Raw genomic sequence first — 19,506 nt, forward strand, 5'->3', positions numbered from 1 at the left:
CGCGGCATGCGCGGGCGTCGGCGGGGTCGCGGACAATGGGGGCATGAGCACGCCTGGACTCGCAGGACGCCCCGCCACTCCCCCGGCCGCGCCCGCGCCGGAGCTGATCATCGCGCGCATGCACGGGCACGCGCGGCGGCTGGTCTGGTCGGCGCTCCTCCTCGTGGCGACCGCGGGCGCTGTCGCGTACTTCTACGACAACCTCGCGCTGCCGTGGGAGAACTGGATGCTCCTGTGCGCGGCGGGCGGCGTCATCCTCGTGGGCGTGGTCCTGCCGCTCGTGCGCTGGCTCACCCGCACCTACACCGTCACCACGCGGCGCGTGAGCGTGAAGGACGGCTTCCTCTCCCGCAGCAAGCGCGACCTCTTCCACGCCGGCGGCTACGGCATCCGGCTCCGCCGCGGCCCGCTGCAGCGGCTGTGGGGCGCAGGCACGATCACGCTCTCCGACGGCGCGTCACCGCCGCTCGTGCTGCACGACGTGCCCGATGCGGGGCTGGTGCACGAGGTGCTCGCCGACCAGGTGGAGATGAGCCAGATCCAGGCGCACCGCGATTCGCAGGGCTTCTCGTTCGGCCATCAGCTGCCCCCTGCCTGAACGGACCCCGGCGCCGCGATGCGCCAAGATGGACGCATGACGATGCGTGTGGGTGTGATCGGCGGCGGCCAGCTGGCTCGGATGATGATCGCTCCGGCGGTCGAGCTGGGGATCGAGATCCGAGTGCTGGCCGAGGCGGACGGCATGTCGGCCGCGCTCGCGCAGGCCGCGGTCGGCGACTACCGGGACATCGAGACGGTGCGCGCGTTCGCGCAGGATGTCGACGTCATCACGTTCGACCACGAGCACGTGCCGCAGGACGTGCTGCGGGCGCTCGTCGACGAGGGCGTCGCCGTGCACCCCGGCCCCGACGCGCTGCGCTTCGCGCAGGACAAGCTCGTGATGCGCCGCCGACTGGCCGAGCTCGGCGCACCCCAGCCCGATTGGGCCGCCGTCGCCCGGACGGAGGAGCTGCAGGCGTTCCTCGACGACCACGGCGGGCGCGCCGTCGTGAAGACCCCCCGCGGCGGCTATGACGGCAAGGGCGTGAAGGTGGTGTCCGACCCCGCCGAGGTCGCCGACTGGTTCGCCGACTTCGACGGCGAGGCGCTGCTCGTCGAGGAGCTCGTCGACTTCCGTCGCGAGCTCGCACAGCAGATCGCGCGCAGGCCGAGCGGCGAGATGGTCGCCTACCCCGTGGTGGAGACCGTGCAGCGCGGCGGGGTGTGCGCGGAGGTCCTCGCCCCCGCGCCGGACGCCAGCGAGAAGCTTCTCGAGGTCGCCGCGCGCCTGGGTGCCTCGATCGCGGACGGACTCGGCGTCACCGGGATGCTGGCCGTGGAGCTGTTCGAGACGTCGGATGACCGCATCCTCGTGAACGAGCTCGCCATGCGTCCGCACAACAGCGGTCACTGGAGCCAGGACGGCGCGGTCACGAGCCAGTTCGAGCAGCACCTGCGCGCGGTGCTCGACCTGCCCCTCGGCGCAGTCGACGTCACGGCCGGCGCCGTCGTGATGGTGAACATCCTGGGTGGGCCACAGGGCGAGCAGCTCACCGATCGCTTCGCCGCCGCGATGGCCGCTCACCCGCTCGCGAAGATCCATACCTACGGCAAGGAGCCGCGCCGCGGGCGCAAGGTCGGCCACGTGAACGTCACCTCCGACGAGCTCGACGACGCGGTCTACGAGGCCAGGGCGGCCGCTGCGTTCTTCGACACGTCGGCCGCGGACTGAGTTCTCGCCGGAGGAAGCCCACACAGCATCGCCGCTGTCATTGTGTGCGCCCTCCAACTGCTTCGCCGCGCCCACGGATAGGGTGGAACGCGTGACGGAACCGGACATGTCCACGACCCAGGGCAAGATCGCCGACCTGCGCGCCCGCTACGACGAGGCCGTCGTGCAGGCGGAGGTCAAGGCCCAGGAGAAGCAGCACGCCAAGAACAAGCTGACCGCGCGCGAGCGCATCGAGCTGCTCGTCGACCACGGCTCGTTCGTCGAGTTCGACGAGTACGTGCGGCACCGCACCACCGCCTTCGGCATGGATCGCTCCCGCCCCTACGGCGACTCGGTCGTGACGGGCGTGGGCACCATCCACGGCCGCACGGTCGCGGTGTACGCGCAGGACTTCTCCACCTTCGGCGGATCGCTCGGCGAGGTCGCCGGCGACAAGATCATCAAGATCATGGAGTTCGCCCTCCGCGGCGGCATGCCCATCATCGGCATCCTCGACTCCGGCGGCGCGCGCATCCAGGAGGGCGTGGTCGCGCTCGGGAAGTACGGCGAGATCTTCCGCCTCAACACCGCGGCCTCCGGCGTCATCCCGCAGATCTCGATCATCATGGGCCCCGCGGCTGGCGGCGCCGTCTACTCGCCCGCCCTCACCGACTTCGTCATCATGGTCGACAAGACCAGCCAGATGTTCGTCACCGGCCCCGACGTCATCAAGACGGTGACCGGCGAGGACGTCGGCATGGAGGAGCTCGGCGGAGCGCACACCCACAACACGCGCTCCGGCGTCGCGCATTACCTGGCGGAGGACGAGGACGACGCGCTCGACTACGCGCGCACGCTCCTGGGGTTCCTCCCCGACAACAACATGGCCGACGCCCCGACCTACGAGTCGGCGTTCGAGTTCGAGACCACCGACACCGACCGTCAGCTCAACACGCTGGTGCCGGACTCGCCGAACCAGCCGTACGACATCCACGAGGTCATCGCACGCACCGTCGACGACGGCGAGTTCCTCGAGGTGCAGCCGCTGTTCGCTCCCAACATCGTCATCGGCTTCGGCCGGGTCGAGGGACGCACGGTGGGGATCATCGCCAATCAGCCCTCGCAGATGGCGGGCACGCTGAACATCGAGGCGGGCGAGAAGGCCTCCCGCTTCGTGCGGTTCTGCGACGCGTTCTCCATCCCGATCGTCACCCTCGTCGACGTGCCCGGCTACCTGCCCGGCACCGACCAGGAGTGGACGGGCGTCATCCGCCGCGGTGCGAAGCTCCTCTACGCGTATGCGGAGGCGACGGTTCCGCTCGTCACCGTCATCCTGCGGAAGGCCTACGGCGGCGCGTACATCGTCATGGGCTCGAAGCAGCTCGGCGCCGACATCAACCTCGCGTGGCCGACGGCCGAGATCGCGGTGATGGGCGGCCAGGGCGCGGTGAACATCCTCTACCGCGGCGAGCTGCGGAAGGCGGAGGAGGCCGGTGAGGACGTCGCAGCAGTGCGCACGCGCCTCGCGAACGAGTACACGTACAACGTGGCGAGCCCGTTCCTCGCCGCCGAGCGCGGCGAGCTCGACGGCATCATCGAGCCGGCCGCCACGCGCGTGTCGATCGCGAAGGCGCTGCGGTCGCTTCGCGGCAAGCGCGCCGAGCTGCCGCCGAAGAAGCACGGGAACATCCCGCTCTAGCGGGAGCCGATCCATGTCGCAGCAGAACGACATCCCCCGCATCGACGTCGTGCGCGGCACCCCCACCGACGAGGAGCTCGCGGCGCTCATCGCCGTCGTCTCGGAGGCGTACGCCACGGAGGCCGCCACCGCGGTCGTCGAGGACGCGCCAGCCGCCGACGCGTGGACGCACGCCCGACGCCTGCGCCGCCCCCTCGCCCGGGGCGCGTGGGGCCGCTTCCGGGGCTGAGCCCCCATTCCGCGAGTTCCGCACCACCGGCACGCCAGGCCATCCACTCGATGGTGCCGAACTCGCCTTCCCAGCCCCCATTCCGCGAGTTCCGCACCACCGGCACGCCAGGCCATCCACTCGATGGTGCCGAACTCGCCTTCCCAGCCCCCATTCCGTGAGTTCCGCACCACCGGCACGCGAGGCCATCCACTCGATGGTGCCGAACTCGCCTTCCCAGCCCCCATTCCGTGAGTTCCGCACCACCGGCACGCGAGGCCATCCACTCGATGGTGCCGAACTCGCCTTCCCAGCCCCCATTCCGCGAGTTCCGCACCACCGGCACGCCAGGCCATCCACTCGGTGGCGGGCGGATGTCCCCCGAAATACCTACAGACATCCGCTTGCGGGTTTTCCATACTGAATACGGAAACGCTTTGCGTTGGCCGCCCCATCTGCTCCAGGGTAGGCGGATGGGCTGTCGGCCCTCCCGCGGACGGTTTTCGGGTAACCGTCCGCACCGGCCGGGGGTGAATGATCACCCCCGGCCCTTTCCGTTCCCCCGCAGCGCTCGGACGCCCCGCCGGGTGGAGCGCTGACGGCTCAGCTCGGGCGAGGGATCTCGTGCCAGAGCGCGACGGCGTCCTCGTCGGAGAGCTCGACTCCCGCGCGCCCCACGACCGTCACCGCGATCTCCGGATGGGGCGCCGCCCGGATGATGAGGCGCGGCGCGTCGGTCGCGGCGAGGGTCGCCGCGAGCTCGGCCCGGACGGTGGCGAGTTGCGCCTCGTCGAGGTCGTCCACGCCGCCCTCGTCGAGCACGGTGACGGTGGCGCCACGCCGCCGGAGGCCCGCGATCGCCGCGCGCACCTCGTCGTCCATGAGCTTCGGCGCCCGCAGCTCGTCGCGCAGCGTTCCCTCGGCGATCCACGCCTCGTTCCGCTCCTCGTCGGCGAGCGCGCCGCCCGAGGCGATGACCTGCGTGAGGACGGGGCCCGCCACCTCGAGCGCGTACTGCACGCGCTCGCGGCGCTCCCGCCGGCGCATCATCTGCGCGGACTGCCACGCCGCTGACGCCTGCTGCAGGCTCGCGAGCTTGACCGTGTCGGCGTACGCGCGGTCCGTCGAGAGCTGCATGAGCTGCGCGACGGCGACCCAGAGCACGGAGCCGACCAGGCCGAAGGACAGCGCGGAGCCCAGGCCGATGAGCGCCGAGCTCGCCGCGCTCATCGCCACGATGCCGCCCCATGCCCAGACCGGGCGGCGTCTGACCATGACGATCGTCATGAGCGCTCCGACCGCGCCGATGTACCACGTCACGTGCGGAGCGGTCCAGTCGTCCCGCTCGGAGCTCGCGCTGACGATGCAGGGCAGCGCGGCCGAGACGAGCACGGCCCAGGCCGAGGTCCATCTCGGCAGCCGAGCGGGGGCGCCGTCGCGGCGCCCCGACGGCACGGCGAGAACGAGCAGGGTCGACAGCAGGTAGACCGCGACGCCGGCGACCAGGAAGCCGGGGCGATCGACCATCTGCGTGGGGAAGATGCCGCGCGCGGCGAGGTAGCCCGACAGCGCGGCCGCGAGACTCGTCAGGACCTGACGGACCTTCACCGCGTCACCCCCTGCATGCTCTGGCGTGCGTCCTCGGATGGCCACGCGATCGTCACGACGGTGCCGCCGCCATCCGAGTCGATCTCCGCTCGCCCGCCGACGGCCGTCACGCGCGCGAAGATCGACGCGCGGATGCCGAGCCGGTCGGCGGGAATCGCCGCGAGATCGAGACCGGCGCCCGCGTCGACGACGACGATCTGCACCCGGCCGCCGCGGGCGGAGAGCCGCACCGCGAGCCCGCGCCCGTCGGCGTGCTGGATCGCGTTCGCAACGGCCTGGGTCGCGGCGAGCACGAGGGCGCGCGCGACGCGGCCCGGGATGCCCGACATCGGCGGCGCGGTCTCCTCCACGACCAGATCGAGCCCGAGCGCGCGCGCCTGCGCCTGCAGCTCCGAGCGGATCCACGAGGACGTGACGGGAGCGTCGCTGCCCTCCGGCTCGTCGGACTCGGCGTTCGCCAGGCGCGTGAGCGCCTCGCGCGCCATCGACACGGCCAGCTGGTGCTCGCGCTCGGAACGCGCGCGCCCCGCCGCGATGAGGGCCGCCAGAACGCTGTCGTGCATGAGCGCGGCGACCTCGACCCGCTCCTGCTCCGCGGCGTCGGCCGATGCCGCGCGCGAGTACTCCGCGATCGCGGCGGACCGCGCCGCGTCGACCCCCGACGCGAGGCTGCGGAACATCCACACGAGCGCCACGATCGTGGCGCCGATGATGAGAGCCAGCGACAGGTCGTAGACCGCGGCGATCCAGTACTCCGGCGCGAACGCGCCCCGGGAGAGCCGGATGTAGGCGTACAGCACGGGAACGACGACGACCCACAGGATCTGCCAGACCGTGGGGAAGGTGATCGCCGCGGCGGCCGGCGCGACGCTGAGGAGGAAGAAGATCCACGGCCCGCCGTCGGGTTCGTAGCCGGGTGCCGGGAGCGCGCCGAGCACCGCCAGCGCGAGCGGCAGCAGGAAGGCGAACACCGCCGACGTGCTGCGCGCCCAGCGGCCGACGAGGCACGCCACGATCATCGCGGCGAGCGAGGCGAAGACCATCACCACGAGCACCGTGCGCAGGGGCGGACCGAGATCGGAGGCGAGCGCGGCGCCCACCGCCTGCGCGCCGAGGAGCGTGGAGGCGAGCGCGAGCGCGACCTGCAGCACCCGCTCGATGCGCGCGGTCGTGAACCCTCGCTCGAGCGCGACGGCCGCCGCGCGGCGCGGCAGGACCTGGTTCCACGCCTGGGCGATCGCCTCCTCGCCGGTGGGAACGTGCGGGGCGGCCATCAGCTCTCCGCCGGGGCGTCGACGATGCCGTCTTCGATGGCGCGGCGGAGGAGGTCCACCTTCGTCGGCGCAGGGCGCCCGACATCCGTGTACTTCACGCGGATGCGCGTGATGTTCTCCTTCGCCGTGGAGTACGCGATGCCGAGCCGATCGGCGACCGCCTTGAGCGGGAGACCGGCGGCATACAGGCGCAGCACCTCACGCTCGCGCGCCGCCAGCTGCGCATCGGCGAACTCGCGATCGCTCGCCACGGCGCTCGCCCACTCCACGTTGTTCAACGGCTCGCCGCCCGCGGTGGTGCGCACCGCTGCGAGCACGTCCTCGAGCGGCGAGGACTTGCTCACCACGCCCGCGGCTCCCGCGGCGAGCGCCTCGCGCACAGAGGCCGGGCGGTCGGCGACGGAGTGGATGATCACCGCGGACTCCCCCGCCAGCCGCACGACGTTCTCGGTGATGGTGGCGCCGTCGCCGAGGGTGAGGTCGAGCAGCACGACGTCGGCGGGAGCCGCGCCCGTCTCCTGACGCCAGGCGAGGTGGGCGGACACGGACACGCCGCTGTAGACGACGTCATGTCCGTCGCGCCGCAGCGCCGCCTCGAGGCCGAGCCGAACCGACTCGTGATCGTCGATGAGGGCCACGCGTGTCATGCCTGAAGCCTAGCCGCCGGGCGCGTCGTCTCACGCCCGACGCAGCACCGCCAGCGCCTCCACATGATGCGAGTTGGGGAAGAGGTCGAATCCCGTCACGCTCTCGGCCGTGTAGCCGTGCGCGCGGAAGAGCCCGACGTCGCGTGCGAGCGCGACCGGATCGCAGGCCACGTACACGACCGCCGACGGCGCGATCTCCGCGATCGCGTCGACGACCTGTGCGCCCGCTCCCGCGCGCGGCGGGTCGAGCAGGGTGACGCCGCGCCGCAGGGCGTCGCGGTCCGCGGCGTCCGCGTCGGCGGCGAGCGCGCTGAGCCACCGCTCGACGCGGCCGGTGACCGCCTCCGCGCGCGGGTAGCGCTCGAGGTTCGCGCGGGCATGCGCGGTCGCGCGCGGTGCCGACTCGACCGACGTGAGCCGCACGTCCTCCCCCGCGACCTGGCCGATCGCGTCGGCGAGGAGTCCCACGCCGCCGTACAGGTCCAGGTGCCGGGCGTCGGCGTCGAGCTTCGCCCCGAGCGCGCGCATCACCGCGCCGTGCAGCACGCCGGCCGCGCTCCGGTGCACCTGCCAGAAACCGCCGGCATCCACCTGGAACGCGCGCTCACCCACGCGCTCGGTGACGACCTGCGGCGTCACCGCCAGCGTCTTCGCTCCACGCCGGCGGTCCGGTCGGCGCACGACGTGCACCGCGCCATCCGCCGACTGCGCGAGATCCACGCCGCCCGGCTTCTCGCGGTGCAGCGCGAGCGCGGCGCTCTCGATCGCCGCGGTCGCCAGCGGATGGCCGGCCACCGCGATGACACGATGGCTGCGGGAGGCGTAGGGCCCGATCCGCCCTTCCCCGTCGACATGGAGGCCGATGCGCGTGCGCCAGCGCGTGCCATCCGCCGTCTCGTCGTCGGCCGCCGCGACGGGCACCTCGACCTCGCCGCCCGCGAACCGCGCGAACGCGTCGCGCAGCACCTTCTCCTTGAGAGCGCGCTGGTGCGCCAGCTCGATGTGGCCGAGGTCCGCCCCGCCGACGCGCTGGGCGGGGTCGCGGGCGATGTCGGCTTCGGCCCAGATGTGCGGGCGCCGATGGGAAGAGACGTCCAGCACCTCGAGCGCCTCCGCGCGCGCGAAGCTCTTCTTCACCTCGGTCACCCGGGCGCGCACCCGCTCGCCGGGGATCGCATCCGGCACGAACACCACGCGCCCCTCGTGCCGGGCGACGAAGACGCCCCCGTGCGCGATGTCCGTGACCTCGAGATCGACGACGTCTCCGCTCTGCATCCCCACATCGTCGCATCGCCGGCTGGCCGATCGCCTACCGTGGGGGCATGCAGGTCTGTCTCGCCTCCACGTCGCCCGCGCGCTTGGCGCTCCTGAACCAGGCCGGCATCGAGCCGCTCCCTCTCGCCCCCGAGGTGGACGAGGAGGCCGTGATCGCCGACATCGAGCGGGGCGAGGGGCGCACCCTCCCCGCCGACGAGCACGTCCTCGTCCTGGCTCGGCGCAAGGCGGCGGATGTCGCCGGCCGCGTCCTCGAGGTCCTCCCCGACTTCGACGGGATCGTCATCGGCGGCGACTCGATGTTCGAGCTGGACGGCGAGATCCTCGGCAAGCCGTACACGCCGGAGGCCGCGACCGCCCGCTGGCAGGCGATGCGCGGACGCACCGGCGTGCTGCATTCCGGGCACGCGGTGATCCGGGTGCGCGCGGGGGCGAGCGAACATCCCGAGGCGCATGCGGTCGCGCGGGCATCGGTGTCGTTCGCCGCCGATGTGACCGACGCCGAGGTCGCGGCCTACGTCGCCACCGGCGAGCCGCTCCTCGTCGCGGGCGCCTTCACCGTCGACAGCCTCGGCGCGCCGTTCATCGAGCGCGTGGACGGCGACCCCTCCACGGTCGTCGGGATGTCGCTGTCGGCCATCCGCCGCCTCGCGCGCGAGCTGGGTGTCGAGTGGACCGACCTGTGGAACCGCATCCCGTAGGAATTCGCCCAGCAATCCGCGCGCACTTTGTGAGGGTCACGCAAAAGGGAGCACTCCCGCGTGACTACGCTGGGACGCATGTCTGAAATCGCCAAGGTGCTCATCGCGAACCGCGGCGAGATCGCCGTCCGCATCGTCCGCGCGGCGCGCGACTCGGGGATCTCCTCCGTCGCCGTCTATGCCGACCAGGATCGCGACGCCCTGCACGCGCGCCTCGCCGATGAGGCGTATGCGCTCGAGGGCTCCACGAGCGCCGAGACCTACCTGCAGATCGACAAGATCCTCTCCGTCGCCCGTCGCTCCGGCGCCGACGCCGTGCACCCGGGCTACGGCTTCCTCGCCGAGAACGCCGAGTTCGCGCGCGCCGTGCAGGCCGCCGGGCTCATCTGGATCGGCCCCTCGCCCGAGGCCATCGAGGCGCTGGGCGACAAGGTCACCGCGCGCCACGTGGCGGAGAAGGTGGGCGCGCCGCTCGCTCCCGGCACCCCGGGCCCCGTCGAGACGGCCGAGGAGGTCGTCGCGTTCGCCGAGCAGGCCGGCCTCCCCATCGCGATCAAGGCCGCGTACGGCGGCGGCGGGCGCGGGCTGAAGGTCGCGCGCACGCTCGACGAGGTCCCCGAGATGTTCGAGTCCGCGACCCGCGAGGCGATCGCCGCCTTCGGCCGCGGCGAGTGCTTCGTGGAGAAGTACCTCGACAAGCCGCGCCACGTCGAGACCCAGTGCCTGGCCGACGCCGCCGGAAACGTCGTCGTGGTCTCCACGCGCGACTGCTCGCTGCAGCGCCGGCACCAGAAGCTCGTCGAGGAGGCCCCCGCGCCCTTCCTCACCGACGAGCAGAACGCCATCCTCTACTCCGCATCCAAGGCCATTCTGCGCGAGGTCGGCTACACGGGCGCCGGCACCTGCGAGTTCCTCGTGGGGGCGGATGGCACGATCTCGTTCCTCGAGGTGAACACGCGTCTGCAGGTGGAGCACCCGGTCTCCGAGGAGGTCACCGGCATCGACCTCGTGCGCGAGCAGTTCCGCATCGCCGCCGGCGGCACCCTCGACTACGAGGATCCTGCGCCGCAGGGCCACTCCTTCGAGTTCCGCATCAACGGCGAGGACCCGGGACGCGGCTTCCTCCCCCAGCCCGGCCCCATCCACGTCTTCAAGACGTTCGGCGGCCCGGGCATCCGCCTCGACTCCGGCGTCACCGCGGGCGACGAGGTCTCCGGCGCGTTCGACTCGCTGCTGGCGAAGATCATCGTCACCGGCCGCACCCGCGAGGAGGCGCTCGAGCGCTCCCGCCGCGCGCTCGACGAGTTCGAGGTCGCCGGCATGCCGACCGTGCTGCCCTTCCACCGCAAGGCCGTCCGCGACCCCGCATTCACGGCCGAGAGCGGCGAGTTCGGCGTCTACACGCGCTGGATCGAGACCGAGTTCATCAACGACATCCCTGCCTGGGATGGCGAGCTCGAGTCGCCGCGCGCGGCGGAGGGCCGCCACTCGGTCGTCGTCGAGGTGAACGGCAAGCGCCTCGAGGTGAGCCTGCCCGACCGCGTCGTCACGACCGCGGCCGCCGCGGGCCGTCCGGCCGCGGCGCCGTCATCACGTCGCAGCCACTCGGGCGGCGCCGCCACCGCCGGCGCCTCGGGCGACGCGCTGACGTCGCCGATGCAGGCCACCGTCGTGAAGGTCGCCGTCGAGGAGGGCCAGCAGGTCGTCAAGGGCGACCTCGTCGTCGTCCTCGAGGCGATGAAGATGGAGCAGCCGCTGCACGCCCACAAGGACGGCACCATCGGCTCGATCGACGCCGCCCCCGGCACCACGGTCGGCGCCGGTCACCAGCTGCTCGTCATCGCCTGACGCCAGACCTGGACGAGCATGTCCCACTTGTGCACGCCATCCGATGCGGATGGGGTGCACAAGTGGGACATGCCGTATCCGGCGGGGGTCAGCTCCGGCGGTCGACGTGGTGCAGTGCGCGGGCGGCGTCGGTGATCGACCCCGCCAGCGACGGGTACGCCGCGAACACGCGCGCCACCTGGTCCACCGTGAGGCGCCGCTCCACCGCGATCGAGATCGGGTAGATGAGCTCCGACGCGCGGGGCGCCACGATGACGCCGCCGACGATCGTGCCGGACCCTTCGCGCGCGTAGAGCTTCACGAAGCCGTCCTTCACGCCCATCATCTTCGCGCGAGCGTTGGAGCTCAGCGGCAGCTTGTGCACCTCGGCGCTGACCGTGCCCTCCTCGAGAGCCGGCTGCGTCCATCCGACCGTCGCGATCTCGGGGCTCGTGAAGATGTTCGCCGCGATCTTGTGCGTGTCGAACGGGATGGCCACGTCTCCCATCGCGTGGAAGACGGCCGTGCGTCCGAGCATCGAGGCGACCGACGCCAGCGGCATCATCGTCGTGCAGTCCCCCACCGCGTAGACGTTCGGCACCGACGTGCGGCCGACCTTGTTGATGCGGATGTTGCCGGACGGCGTGACCTGCACGCCCGCCTCCTCCAGGCCGATGTCGGCGGTGTTCGGGATGGCCCCGACCGCCATGAGGCAGTGGCTGCCCTCCACGACGCGGCCGTCCGACAGCGTGACGCGCACGCCGTCGCCGGTGTTCTCCACCGACTCAGCGCGCGACTTCGCCAGCAGCTCCATGCCGCCGCGCGTGAACACCTTCTCGAGCACCTTCGCCGCGTCCTGGTCCTCACCGGGGAGGACCTGATCGCGGCTGGAGACCAGCGTCACCTTCGAGCCGAGGTTCATGTAGGCCGAGGCGAACTCCGCGCCGGTGACGCCGGAGCCGACGACGATGAGGTGCTCGGGCACCGCGGGGAGGTCGTACAGGTGCTTCCACGTGAGGATCCGCTTGCCGTCGGGCTTGGCGGACGGCAGCTCGCGCGGCGACGCCCCGACCGACACGATGATGGTGTCGGCCTCGATGCGGTCGAAGTCGGTTCCGGCGGGGCCCGTCGACACGACGATCGCCTCGTCCCCCTCGAGCCGGCCGTGCCCGGAGATGATCTTCACGCCCGCCTCGAGCAGCTGCGTGCGCATGTCCTCCGACTGCTGGCCGGCGAGCGCGAGGAGCCGCTTGTTGATGGCGAGGAGGTTGATGGCGACCTCCGGCTTCAGCGGCTTGTCGTGGTCGCCCTTCGCGTAGAACTGCACGCCGAGCTCTCCGGCGTCGGCGATCGCCTGCGCGGCGTCGGCCGTCGCGATCAGCGTCTTGGAGGGCACGACGTCGGTGAGGACCGCCGATCCGCCCACGCCGGTGTGCTCGACGAGAGTGACGTCGGCGCCGAGCTGAGCCCCGGCGAGCGCCGCCTCGTAGCCGCCGGGGCCGCCTCCCAGAATCGCGATGCGCTGTGTCCGCTCGAAATCAAAGACCATGCCCCCATTGTCCCCGGTTCCGGCCGCATCGGCGCGACCGTGTCTCACTGCGCGCGGGAATGGCGCGGCAATACCCGCCTCAAGTGAGACACGGGTGCCCGACGCGTGTCGTTATGCTCGTGCCATGACTCTGGAAGGCGCCCATCCCCTCGATCCGCCCGCCGATCCGTTCGCGGTCGCGCAGGCCGCCGCCGCCGACATCGCCCGCCTCACCGGCGTCGAGCGACACGACGTCGCCGTGACCCTCGGCAGCGGCTGGGGCAAGGCGGCCGAGCTCATCGGCGAGACCGTGGCGACCCTCCCCGCCACCGAGGTCACCGGCTTCTCGCGGCCCGCCCTCGAGGGCCACGTGGGGACCATCCGCAGCGTGCGCACGCCCCAGGGGCGCCACGTCCTCGTCATCGGCGCCCGCACCCATTACTACGAGAACCACGGCGTCCGCCGGGTCGTGCACAGCGTCCGCACCGCCGCCGCGGCCGGCGCCCGTGTGATGGTGCTCACGAACGGCGCCGGCGGCATCAAGGACACGTGGAGCCCCGGCCAGCCCGTCCTCATCCGCGACCACATCAACCTCACCGCGGACTCGCCGCTCGAGGGTGCGACCTTCATCGACCTCACCGACCTGTATGCGCAGCGCCTCCGCGACATCGCGCTGTCGGTCGACCCCTCCCTCGACAGCGGCGTGTACTGCCAGTTCCGCGGTCCGCACTACGAGACGCCCGCAGAGGTGCAGATGGCGAAGGCCATCGGCGGCGACATCGTCGGCATGTCCACCGCGCTCGAGGCGATCGCCGCGCGCCAGGCCGGCATGGAGGTGCTGGGCTTCTCGCTCATCACCAACCTCGCCGCCGGCATCTCCGCGGATCCCCTCAGCCACCAGGAGGTCATCGAGGCGGGTCGGATGGCCGAGGGCCGCATCTCCGCGCTCCTCGCCGAGGTCGTGGGGAAGCTGTGATGGACGTCCTCGCCGCCGCCCGCTCCTGGCTCGACCAGGACCCCGACTCGCAGACCCGCGAGGAGCTCGCGGCGATCATCGAGAGCGCCGAGCAGCAGGACGAGACCGCGGCCGCCGACCTCTCGGCTCGCTTCGCCGGCCGCCTGGCCTTCGGCACCGCGGGTCTCCGCGGCGAGCTCGGCGCCGGCCCCCTACGCATGAACCGCGTGCTCGTCGCGCAGGCCGCGGCGGGCTTCGCCGCCTACCTGACCGAGCGCGCGACGGCGGGGACGCAGCCGAGCGTCGTCATCGGCTACGACGGGCGCCGCAACTCCGACGTGTTCGCGCGCGACTCGGCAGAGATCTTCGCCGGCGCGGGTCTCCGGGCCATCATCCTCCCGCGTCTCCTCCCCACGCCCGTGCTCGCATTCGCGGTGCGGCACCTCGGCGCCGACGCCGGGGTCATGGTCACCGCCAGCCACAACCCGCCGAACGACAACGGGTACAAGGTGTACCTCGGCGGCGCCGACGAGGGCGCGCAGATCGTCACGCCCGCCGACCGCGAGATCGCCGCGCACATCCAGCGCGTGGCCGACGAGCTGCGCGTGCCAGAGCTGCCGCGCTCAGACGCGTACGAGATCGCCGGCGAGGACGTCGTCGAGGCCTACATCGCCGCGACCGCCGCGGTCGCCCCCGCTCCGGCGGCTGCCGCTGGCATGCGGTGGGCGTACACGGCGATGCACGGCGTCGGGTGGGAGACGTTCCAGCGCATCGTCGAGCGTGCGGGCTACCCCGCGCCGGAGGTCGTCGCCGAGCAGATCGCGCCCGATGCGGCCTTCCCCACGGTGGCCTTCCCGAACCCGGAGGAGCCGGGCGCCATGGACCTCGCGTTCACGACGGCCGCCGCGCACGACGCCGAGTTCGTGCTCGCGAACGACCCCGACGCGGACCGCCTCGCGGTCGGCATCCCGACGGTCGACGGATGGCGGCGGCTGACGGGGAACGAGATCGGCCTCCTCCTCGGCGCGCGGGCAGCCCGTGCCGCGGCCGGGCGCCCCGGTGCGTCGCTCGCCTGCTCGCTGGTGTCCTCCCCCGGGCTCGGTGCGATCGCGGAGCGGCATGGGCTCGTCTTCCACACCACCCTCACCGGGTTCAAGTGGATCTCCCGCGCTCCCGGCATCGTGTACGGATTCGAGGAGGCCCTCGGCTACCTCGTGAACCCGGAGACGGTGCGCGACAAGGACGGCATCTCCGCCGCGGTGGCGATGCTCTCGCTGGCAGCCGAAGCGCGCGGACGCGGCATCACCATCGCCGGTCTCCTCGACGAGCTCGCCGAGGAGATCGGCCACCACGCGAGCGGCCAGATCTCCGTCCGCGTGGCCGACATCTCGCTCATCGCGGCGGTCATGACCCGCCTGCGCGCAGCACCGCCCACCGCGTTCGGCGATCGCGCCGTGGTGCGCGCGGAGGATCTGCTGCGTCCGCCGCAGGGCGGCCCGTCCGGCGACGTGCTGCGGTACGCGCTCGACGACGGCTCCCGCGTGATCGTGCGCCCGAGCGGCACGGAGCCGAAGCTCAAGGTGTACCTCGACGTCGTCGGCGCGTCCGCCGCCGACGCGAGCGGGCGCCTCGCGGCGCTCGACGCCGCAGCGCGCGCGGTCGTCGGCGCGGACTGATCCGGCCCGGGGCGGTCGGGCTTCGGATCCGCCCGGCTAGGTGCCGATGATCGCGACGAGCTCGTCGAGGAAGCCGGCGAAGTCGGTGCCGCGGCGCAGCAGCCGCTCCACGTTCTCCCGCTCGCCGAACACCTCGACGAACTGCTCGAACACGGTCTGGAACGCCTCGCGGTCGCTCTCGCTGAAGGCCGCGAACGCGACCACCTGCACGCGGCCGTCACCCCACGGCACCGACGGCTCGGCGATGCCGATCGCGATGGCCGTGCGGGCGGCGGTCATGCGCAGGGCGTGCGGCACGGCCAGCGCGTCGGTGAAGGCGGTCGACGACATCCGCTCGCGCGCGATCGCCCCGGTCACGTAAGACTCCTCGATCACGCCGCGCTGGACGAGCAGGCCTCCCAACGTGCGGATGATCTCCTCCTCGCCGGCCGAGCCGTCGAGCCCGCGGAGGAAGGCGCCGGCGTCGAAGTACCGCTCGAGCTCCGCGCGCAGCCGCGAGAGCCGCCGTCCGCGCCGCAGCCGCGCTGCCGCCTGCATCACGCGCTCGACGTCGCCCTCGGTGAGGAACGGCCGGATCCGCACGATCGTCTCCGACGGCGTCGGCGGCTCGATCGTCGTGAGCACGAGGTCGGTGGCGATGGCCTTCCAGTCGGGGTCGACGCGCGTGACGACATCGGTCACCTCCACCGCCTGCCCCAGGGAGCGGGCCACGCTCGAGCGCAGCAGCTCGTGCAGCTCGTAGTAGCCGGGGCACACGATGGTCGCCGAGAGCCGGGCGTCGTCGTGGCGCTCGCGCTCGAGCTCCCCGCCCACGTGCATGGCGATATAGGCAATCTCGTCATCGCGGATGGCCATCCCGAGTCGGTCGGACAGGTCGCCGGCGATCGAGACGGCGACCTCGAAGATGAGCGGGTAGGTCGCCTTCAGCGAGCGCGTGAGCGGGTTCCGCGACCACGCGCGCTCGCGCGCACGATGCGCGAGGTTCTGCACGTGCAGGGCCAGGCGCTCGACGAACTCCTCGCGGCCGAGATCGACGAGGTAGGCGCGCGACACGTGCGCGACGGCCGCGCGGACGGCCTCCTCCACGGCAGCGTCGACGCCGCTCGTGCCGGCCTCGCGCGAATCGGGCACGACGACGCGGGTGAGGAGGAGCGACGCGAGGTGCAGGCGGTCCCCCGCGCCGAGCGCCGCGTCGAGCTCGCGCTCCGCGAGCCGGCCGACGACCGCGGCCAGGCGCTGCTGCTCGGCAGGCGGCTCCCCGTGGACGGTGTCGAGGGAGCGCCCCTGCCGCGCGCGGTCGACCGCGATGGAGACGTGCAGCGTGACGTCGGCGACGGCGAACTCGTTCACGAAGTAGCCCAGGTCGCCGAGCTCGGCGGCGAGCGCGGCCTTGAAGCGACCGAATGCCTCCGCCGGCACCGCGCTCGTGCCGGCGATGCGGCGCAGCGCCTCGAGGTCGAAGGCGCCATCGGCCATCTCGTCGTGGGCGAGCGACGAGAGCAGGCGCCGCCGCGCGAGCTCCGACCCGACCAGCACGATGCGCGCCCCGTGCCGCTCCAGCGACAGCTCGCCGCCGCGGATGAGCGCGCGCACGCGCGCGAGGTCGGATTCGACCGTCGCCTCGCTGACGTGCAGCTTCTCGGCCGTGCCGTAGAGGTCGATCCCGCCGTCGGAGTCGATGAGCGCGTGGATGAGCCGCCGCAGCCGCTCGCGCGGAGCGCTCGCCGGAGGCTGCTCGCCCTCCCGCAGGAGAGCAGCGCCCGTCGGGTGCACGCGGTAGCCGGCCGGCCCCGAGGCGACGACCGGATGGCCCGGCACGCGTCCGTTCACCGCGGTGACGTACGAGCGGATGCTGCGCGGCGTCACGCCCAGCCGGTCGGCGAGCGTGGCCGCCGTCATCCATCCGCCGTCGCGGAGGAGGATCGCCACGAGTCGATCCTGACGCTGCCGCGACATCCGCGCTCCCTCCCGCACCCCGCGACCAGTCAATCACGCGGCGGATGGCCCTTTCCTCGGGGGCGGAAGAAAGACTGCCTTGTCCCGCGGGGCCGCGCTGGGAAGGATGAGGGTCAGGAGGCGTCGGTCGATGAGGATCTTGGTGGTGTGCGGGGCGGGAGCGTCGAGCACGTTCGTCGCGCACCGGCTCAACCGCGCCGCGCGCGCCGCCGGCCTCGATCTCACGGCCTTCGCGGGAACGCAGGTCTCGCTCCCGGTCGACCTCGACGACGCGCACGTCGTCCTGGTCGGGCCGCACCTGGAGACCTCGCTCGACGCGATCCGGGGGGCCGCCGCGCCTCGCGGCGTCGTCGTCGTGCCGCTCCCCGACGACGTCTTCACCGACACCGACGGCACGCGCGTGCTCGCGCTCGTGCAGGCCGCCGCCGACCCGGACGCACCCGCGTCCGTCTGAACCGCAAGGAGCTCACATGTCCGCTGTCACCCGCACCGTGAAGATCGCCTCCTCCCACGGGCTCCACGCGCGTCCCGCGAAGCTCTTCGCCGAGGCGGCCAAGAACTCCGGCCTCAGCGTGCAGATCGCCAAGGGCGACGGCAAGGCCGTCAACGCCGCCAGCATCCTGGGCGTCATCTCGCTCGGCGCCAACACCGGCGACGAGGTCACGCTCACCGTCGAGGGCGAGGGCGCCGAGAGCGTGCTCGACACGCTGGCCGCTCAGCTCGAGACCGACACGGACGCCGCGTGATGCAGGAGCTCCGCGGCGTCGGGATCGGTCAGGGCGTCGCGCAGGGCCCCATCGCCGTGATGGCCGCGCGCCTCGATCCGCCGCGCGACGAGAAGAGCACCCGTGACGCCGACGAGGAGAAGGCCGCCGTCGCCGCGGCCGTCGCGGCGGTCGCCGCGGAGCTCAACGCACGCGGTGAGCGCGCCGGCGGCGCCGCGCGCGACGTGCTCGAGGCGCAGGCCATGATGGCCGAGGACCCGACCCTCGAGGAGTCCGTCCACACGCGCATCGATGCCGGCAGCACGGGCGAGTGGGCCGTGCACGCGGCCTTCGCCGAGTTCGCCGAGACCCTGCAGGCCATGGGCGGCTACCTCGGCGAGCGCGCGGCGGACCTCGCCGACGTCGCCCAGCGCGTCATCGCGCACCTCCGCGGCGTGGCCGCCCCCGGCGTCCCCGACCCCGGTCATCCGTTCGTGCTCGTCGCACCCGACCTCGCGCCCGCCGACACCGCCCTGCTCGACCTGGACAAGGTGCTCGCGGTCGTCACGACCGAGGGCGGCCCGACCTCCCACACCGCGATCCTCGCGGGCGACAAGGGCATCGTCGCGGTCGTCGGCACCGGCGAGAGCGACGCGCTCGCCGACGGCGCGACGGCCATCGTCGACGCGGCCTCCGGCGTGGTCACCATCGACCCCTCGCCCGAGCAGCTGCAGACGGCCGCCGAGCGGGCGGAAGCCCGCCGGGCCGCAGCGGGCGCGCCGATCACCCCTGGCGCCCTCGCCGACGGCACGCCGGTGCCGCTCCTGGCGAACCTCGGCAACCCGGATGGCGCGGTCGAGGCCGTCGCGCTCGGTGCGGAGGGCGTGGGCCTGTTCCGCACGGAGTTCCTCTTCCTCAGCTCCGACGACGCCCCGACGGTGGAGTCGCAGACCGCGTCGTACACGAAGCTCCTCGAGGCGTTCCCCGGCCGCAAGGTGGTCGTGCGCGCGCTCGACGCGGGCGCCGACAAGCCGCTGAAGTTCCTCACCGACGAGGGCGAGGAGAACCCCGCCCTCGGTCGCCGTGGGCTGCGCGCCCTGCGGCACCACGAGGAGATCCTCCGCGACCAGCTGACCGCGCTCGCGAACGCGCAGGCGGCGACCGAGGCCGACCTGTGGGTCATGGCGCCCATGGTCGCCACCGTCGAGGAGGCCGAGTACTTCACGCGGATCGCACGCGAGCACGGCATCCGCACCGCCGGCGTGATGGTGGAGGTGCCGTCCGTTGCGCTCCTCGCCGACGCCGTCTTCGAGGTCACCGACTTCGGATCGGTGGGCACGAACGATCTGGTGCAGTACACGATGGCCGCCGATCGCATGCTCGGCAGCGTCTCGTCGTACCAGGACCCGTGGCACCCCGCCGTCCTCCGCCTCATCGCGGAGATCGGGCGCGCCGGCGCGAAGCATGACAAGCCGGTGGGCATCTGCGGCCAGGCCGCGGCCGACCCGCTGCTCGCGGTCGTGCTGGTGGGCCTCGGCGCGAGCACGCTGTCGATGTCGCCGCCGGCGCTCGTCGACGTGCGCGCCGAGCTCCTCAAGCACACGCGCGAAGACGCCCGACGCATCGCCGAGGCCGCGCTCACCGCGCGCGACGGCGCATCCGCCCGCGAGGCCGCCCGCGCGGCGATCACGGCCTGAG

Annotated in this window: 17 protein-coding genes; 11 read left to right on the forward strand and 6 right to left on the reverse strand. The window is 72.7% G+C overall.

The genetic code is table 11. The features are described from left to right. Positions 1 to 43: 43 nt before the first annotated feature. From QWJ90_RS03300 to QWJ90_RS03315, 4 genes are all read left to right on the forward strand, one after another. Positions 44 to 598, forward strand: coding sequence for a PH domain-containing protein (locus QWJ90_RS03300; RefSeq protein WP_290106165.1), 555 nt, complete (start codon positions 44 to 46; stop codon positions 596 to 598). Positions 599 to 634: 36 nt separating this feature from the next. Further along, entirely contained in the window at positions 635 to 1,771 is a 1,137-nt protein-coding gene (locus QWJ90_RS03305) for a 5-(carboxyamino)imidazole ribonucleotide synthase (RefSeq protein ID WP_290106166.1), read from the forward strand. A 106-nt stretch (positions 1,772 to 1,877) separates the two neighbouring features. Continuing rightward, on the forward strand, positions 1,878 to 3,449 hold the full coding sequence (locus QWJ90_RS03310; RefSeq protein ID WP_290106167.1) for an acyl-CoA carboxylase subunit beta: 1,572 nt from the start codon (positions 1,878 to 1,880) through the stop codon (positions 3,447 to 3,449). A 13-nt stretch (positions 3,450 to 3,462) separates the two neighbouring features. Further along, positions 3,463 to 3,678, forward strand: a complete 216-nt coding sequence (locus QWJ90_RS03315; protein WP_290106168.1) for an acyl-CoA carboxylase subunit epsilon — start codon at positions 3,463 to 3,465, stop codon at positions 3,676 to 3,678. A gap of 582 nt (positions 3,679 to 4,260) precedes the next feature. On the opposite strand, the gene QWJ90_RS03320 is transcribed toward QWJ90_RS03315, so the two are convergent. The 4 genes from QWJ90_RS03320 to QWJ90_RS03335 are packed head-to-tail and all read right to left on the reverse strand — an operon-like array spanning position 4,261 to position 8,461. Beyond that, positions 4,261 to 5,265 carry a hypothetical protein gene (locus QWJ90_RS03320; RefSeq protein ID WP_290106169.1) on the reverse strand — a complete coding sequence of 335 codons (1,005 nt, stop codon included), beginning with the start codon at positions 5,263 to 5,265 and terminating at the stop codon, positions 4,261 to 4,263. Continuing rightward, positions 5,262 to 6,539: a sensor histidine kinase gene (locus QWJ90_RS03325; protein WP_290106170.1), complete on the reverse strand. Its 1,278-nt coding sequence runs from the start codon at positions 6,537 to 6,539 to the stop codon at positions 5,262 to 5,264. The genes QWJ90_RS03320 and QWJ90_RS03325 overlap by 4 nt, the downstream gene beginning before the upstream one ends. Then, the gene (locus QWJ90_RS03330; RefSeq protein WP_290106171.1) at positions 6,539 to 7,186 is read right to left on the reverse strand and encodes a response regulator transcription factor; all 648 of its coding nucleotides are present in this window, start codon (positions 7,184 to 7,186) and stop codon (positions 6,539 to 6,541) included. Before QWJ90_RS03330 ends, QWJ90_RS03325 begins: the two co-directional genes overlap by 1 nt. Positions 7,187 to 7,216: 30 nt before the next feature. Next, complete coding sequence (locus tag QWJ90_RS03335; RefSeq protein WP_290106172.1) at positions 7,217 to 8,461, reverse strand: class I SAM-dependent RNA methyltransferase; 1,245 nt, start codon at positions 8,459 to 8,461, stop codon at positions 7,217 to 7,219. 47 nt (positions 8,462 to 8,508) lie between these two features. Between QWJ90_RS03335 and QWJ90_RS03340 the strand changes: the two genes are divergently transcribed. Both QWJ90_RS03340 and QWJ90_RS03345 read left to right on the forward strand, forming a co-directional pair. Continuing rightward, the gene (locus QWJ90_RS03340; RefSeq protein ID WP_290106173.1) at positions 8,509 to 9,162 is read left to right on the forward strand and encodes a Maf family protein; all 654 of its coding nucleotides are present in this window, start codon (positions 8,509 to 8,511) and stop codon (positions 9,160 to 9,162) included. Positions 9,163 to 9,240: 78 nt separating this feature from the next. Beyond that, the gene (locus QWJ90_RS03345; RefSeq protein WP_290106174.1) at positions 9,241 to 11,010 is read left to right on the forward strand and encodes an acetyl/propionyl/methylcrotonyl-CoA carboxylase subunit alpha; all 1,770 of its coding nucleotides are present in this window, start codon (positions 9,241 to 9,243) and stop codon (positions 11,008 to 11,010) included. 88 nt (positions 11,011 to 11,098) lie between these two features. Here the strand turns inward: QWJ90_RS03345 and QWJ90_RS03350 are convergent, their stop codons facing one another. Continuing rightward, the gene (locus tag QWJ90_RS03350; RefSeq protein ID WP_290106175.1) at positions 11,099 to 12,538 is read right to left on the reverse strand and encodes an NAD(P)H-quinone dehydrogenase; all 1,440 of its coding nucleotides are present in this window, start codon (positions 12,536 to 12,538) and stop codon (positions 11,099 to 11,101) included. Positions 12,539 to 12,662: 124 nt separating this feature from the next. Between QWJ90_RS03350 and QWJ90_RS03355 the strand changes: the two genes are divergently transcribed. Together QWJ90_RS03355 and QWJ90_RS03360 are read left to right on the forward strand one after the other, a co-directional pair. Beyond that, complete coding sequence (locus QWJ90_RS03355) at positions 12,663 to 13,493, forward strand: purine-nucleoside phosphorylase (RefSeq protein WP_290106176.1); 831 nt, start codon at positions 12,663 to 12,665, stop codon at positions 13,491 to 13,493. Beyond that, a complete protein-coding gene (locus tag QWJ90_RS03360; RefSeq protein WP_290106177.1) occupies positions 13,493 to 15,148 on the forward strand; it encodes a phospho-sugar mutase in 1,656 nt (551 codons plus the stop codon). Before QWJ90_RS03355 ends, QWJ90_RS03360 begins: the two co-directional genes overlap by 1 nt. A gap of 36 nt (positions 15,149 to 15,184) precedes the next feature. Here QWJ90_RS03360 and QWJ90_RS03365 read toward each other — a convergent pair whose 3' ends face one another. After that, positions 15,185 to 17,077 carry a BglG family transcription antiterminator gene (locus tag QWJ90_RS03365; protein ID WP_436836679.1) on the reverse strand — a complete coding sequence of 631 codons (1,893 nt, stop codon included), beginning with the start codon at positions 17,075 to 17,077 and terminating at the stop codon, positions 15,185 to 15,187. A gap of 157 nt (positions 17,078 to 17,234) precedes the next feature. Here QWJ90_RS03365 and QWJ90_RS03370 point away from each other — a divergent pair, with 157 nt between their 5' ends. From QWJ90_RS03370 to ptsP, 3 genes are read left to right on the forward strand one after another with little or no spacing between them, the layout of a single operon-like run. Continuing rightward, the gene (locus tag QWJ90_RS03370; protein WP_290106179.1) at positions 17,235 to 17,558 is read left to right on the forward strand and encodes a PTS sugar transporter subunit IIB; all 324 of its coding nucleotides are present in this window, start codon (positions 17,235 to 17,237) and stop codon (positions 17,556 to 17,558) included. Between the two features lie 16 nt (positions 17,559 to 17,574). Further along, positions 17,575 to 17,850 carry an HPr family phosphocarrier protein gene (locus tag QWJ90_RS03375; RefSeq protein ID WP_290106180.1) on the forward strand — a complete coding sequence of 92 codons (276 nt, stop codon included), beginning with the start codon at positions 17,575 to 17,577 and terminating at the stop codon, positions 17,848 to 17,850. Then, the gene (ptsP, locus tag QWJ90_RS03380) at positions 17,850 to 19,505 is read left to right on the forward strand and encodes a phosphoenolpyruvate--protein phosphotransferase (RefSeq protein ID WP_290106361.1); all 1,656 of its coding nucleotides are present in this window, start codon (positions 17,850 to 17,852) and stop codon (positions 19,503 to 19,505) included. The genes QWJ90_RS03375 and ptsP overlap by 1 nt, the downstream gene beginning before the upstream one ends. Position 19,506: the final 1 nt, after the last annotated feature.

The organism is Microbacterium oryzae, from assembly GCF_030406385.1.
In the GTDB taxonomy this organism is placed as follows: domain Bacteria; phylum Actinomycetota; class Actinomycetes; order Actinomycetales; family Microbacteriaceae; genus Microbacterium; species Microbacterium oryzae_A.

Bases quoted from the DNA above. Each gene is read 5' to 3' on its own strand.
- QWJ90_RS03310 (WP_290106167.1), top strand. From the start codon at position 1,878: ATGTCCACGACCCAGGGCAAGATCGCCGACCTGCGCGCCCGCTACGAC.
- QWJ90_RS03345 (WP_290106174.1), top strand. From the start codon at position 9,241: ATGTCTGAAATCGCCAAGGTGCTCATCGCGAACCGCGGCGAGATCGCC.
- QWJ90_RS03335 (WP_290106172.1), bottom strand. From the start codon at position 8,461: ATGCAGAGCGGAGACGTCGTCGATCTCGAGGTCACGGACATCGCGCAC.
- QWJ90_RS03325 (WP_290106170.1), bottom strand. From the start codon at position 6,539: ATGGCCGCCCCGCACGTTCCCACCGGCGAGGAGGCGATCGCCCAGGCG.
- QWJ90_RS03375 (WP_290106180.1), top strand. From the start codon at position 17,575: ATGTCCGCTGTCACCCGCACCGTGAAGATCGCCTCCTCCCACGGGCTC.
- QWJ90_RS03360 (WP_290106177.1), top strand. From the start codon at position 13,493: ATGGACGTCCTCGCCGCCGCCCGCTCCTGGCTCGACCAGGACCCCGAC.
- QWJ90_RS03355 (WP_290106176.1), top strand. From the start codon at position 12,663: ATGACTCTGGAAGGCGCCCATCCCCTCGATCCGCCCGCCGATCCGTTC.
- QWJ90_RS03305 (WP_290106166.1), top strand. From the start codon at position 635: ATGACGATGCGTGTGGGTGTGATCGGCGGCGGCCAGCTGGCTCGGATG.
- QWJ90_RS03350 (WP_290106175.1), bottom strand. From the start codon at position 12,538: ATGGTCTTTGATTTCGAGCGGACACAGCGCATCGCGATTCTGGGAGGC.
- QWJ90_RS03340 (WP_290106173.1), top strand. From the start codon at position 8,509: ATGCAGGTCTGTCTCGCCTCCACGTCGCCCGCGCGCTTGGCGCTCCTG.
- QWJ90_RS03300 (WP_290106165.1), top strand. From the start codon at position 44: ATGAGCACGCCTGGACTCGCAGGACGCCCCGCCACTCCCCCGGCCGCG.
- QWJ90_RS03315 (WP_290106168.1), top strand. From the start codon at position 3,463: ATGTCGCAGCAGAACGACATCCCCCGCATCGACGTCGTGCGCGGCACC.
- QWJ90_RS03330 (WP_290106171.1), bottom strand. From the start codon at position 7,186: ATGACACGCGTGGCCCTCATCGACGATCACGAGTCGGTTCGGCTCGGC.
- QWJ90_RS03370 (WP_290106179.1), top strand. From the start codon at position 17,235: ATGAGGATCTTGGTGGTGTGCGGGGCGGGAGCGTCGAGCACGTTCGTC.
- ptsP (WP_290106361.1), top strand. From the start codon at position 17,850: ATGCAGGAGCTCCGCGGCGTCGGGATCGGTCAGGGCGTCGCGCAGGGC.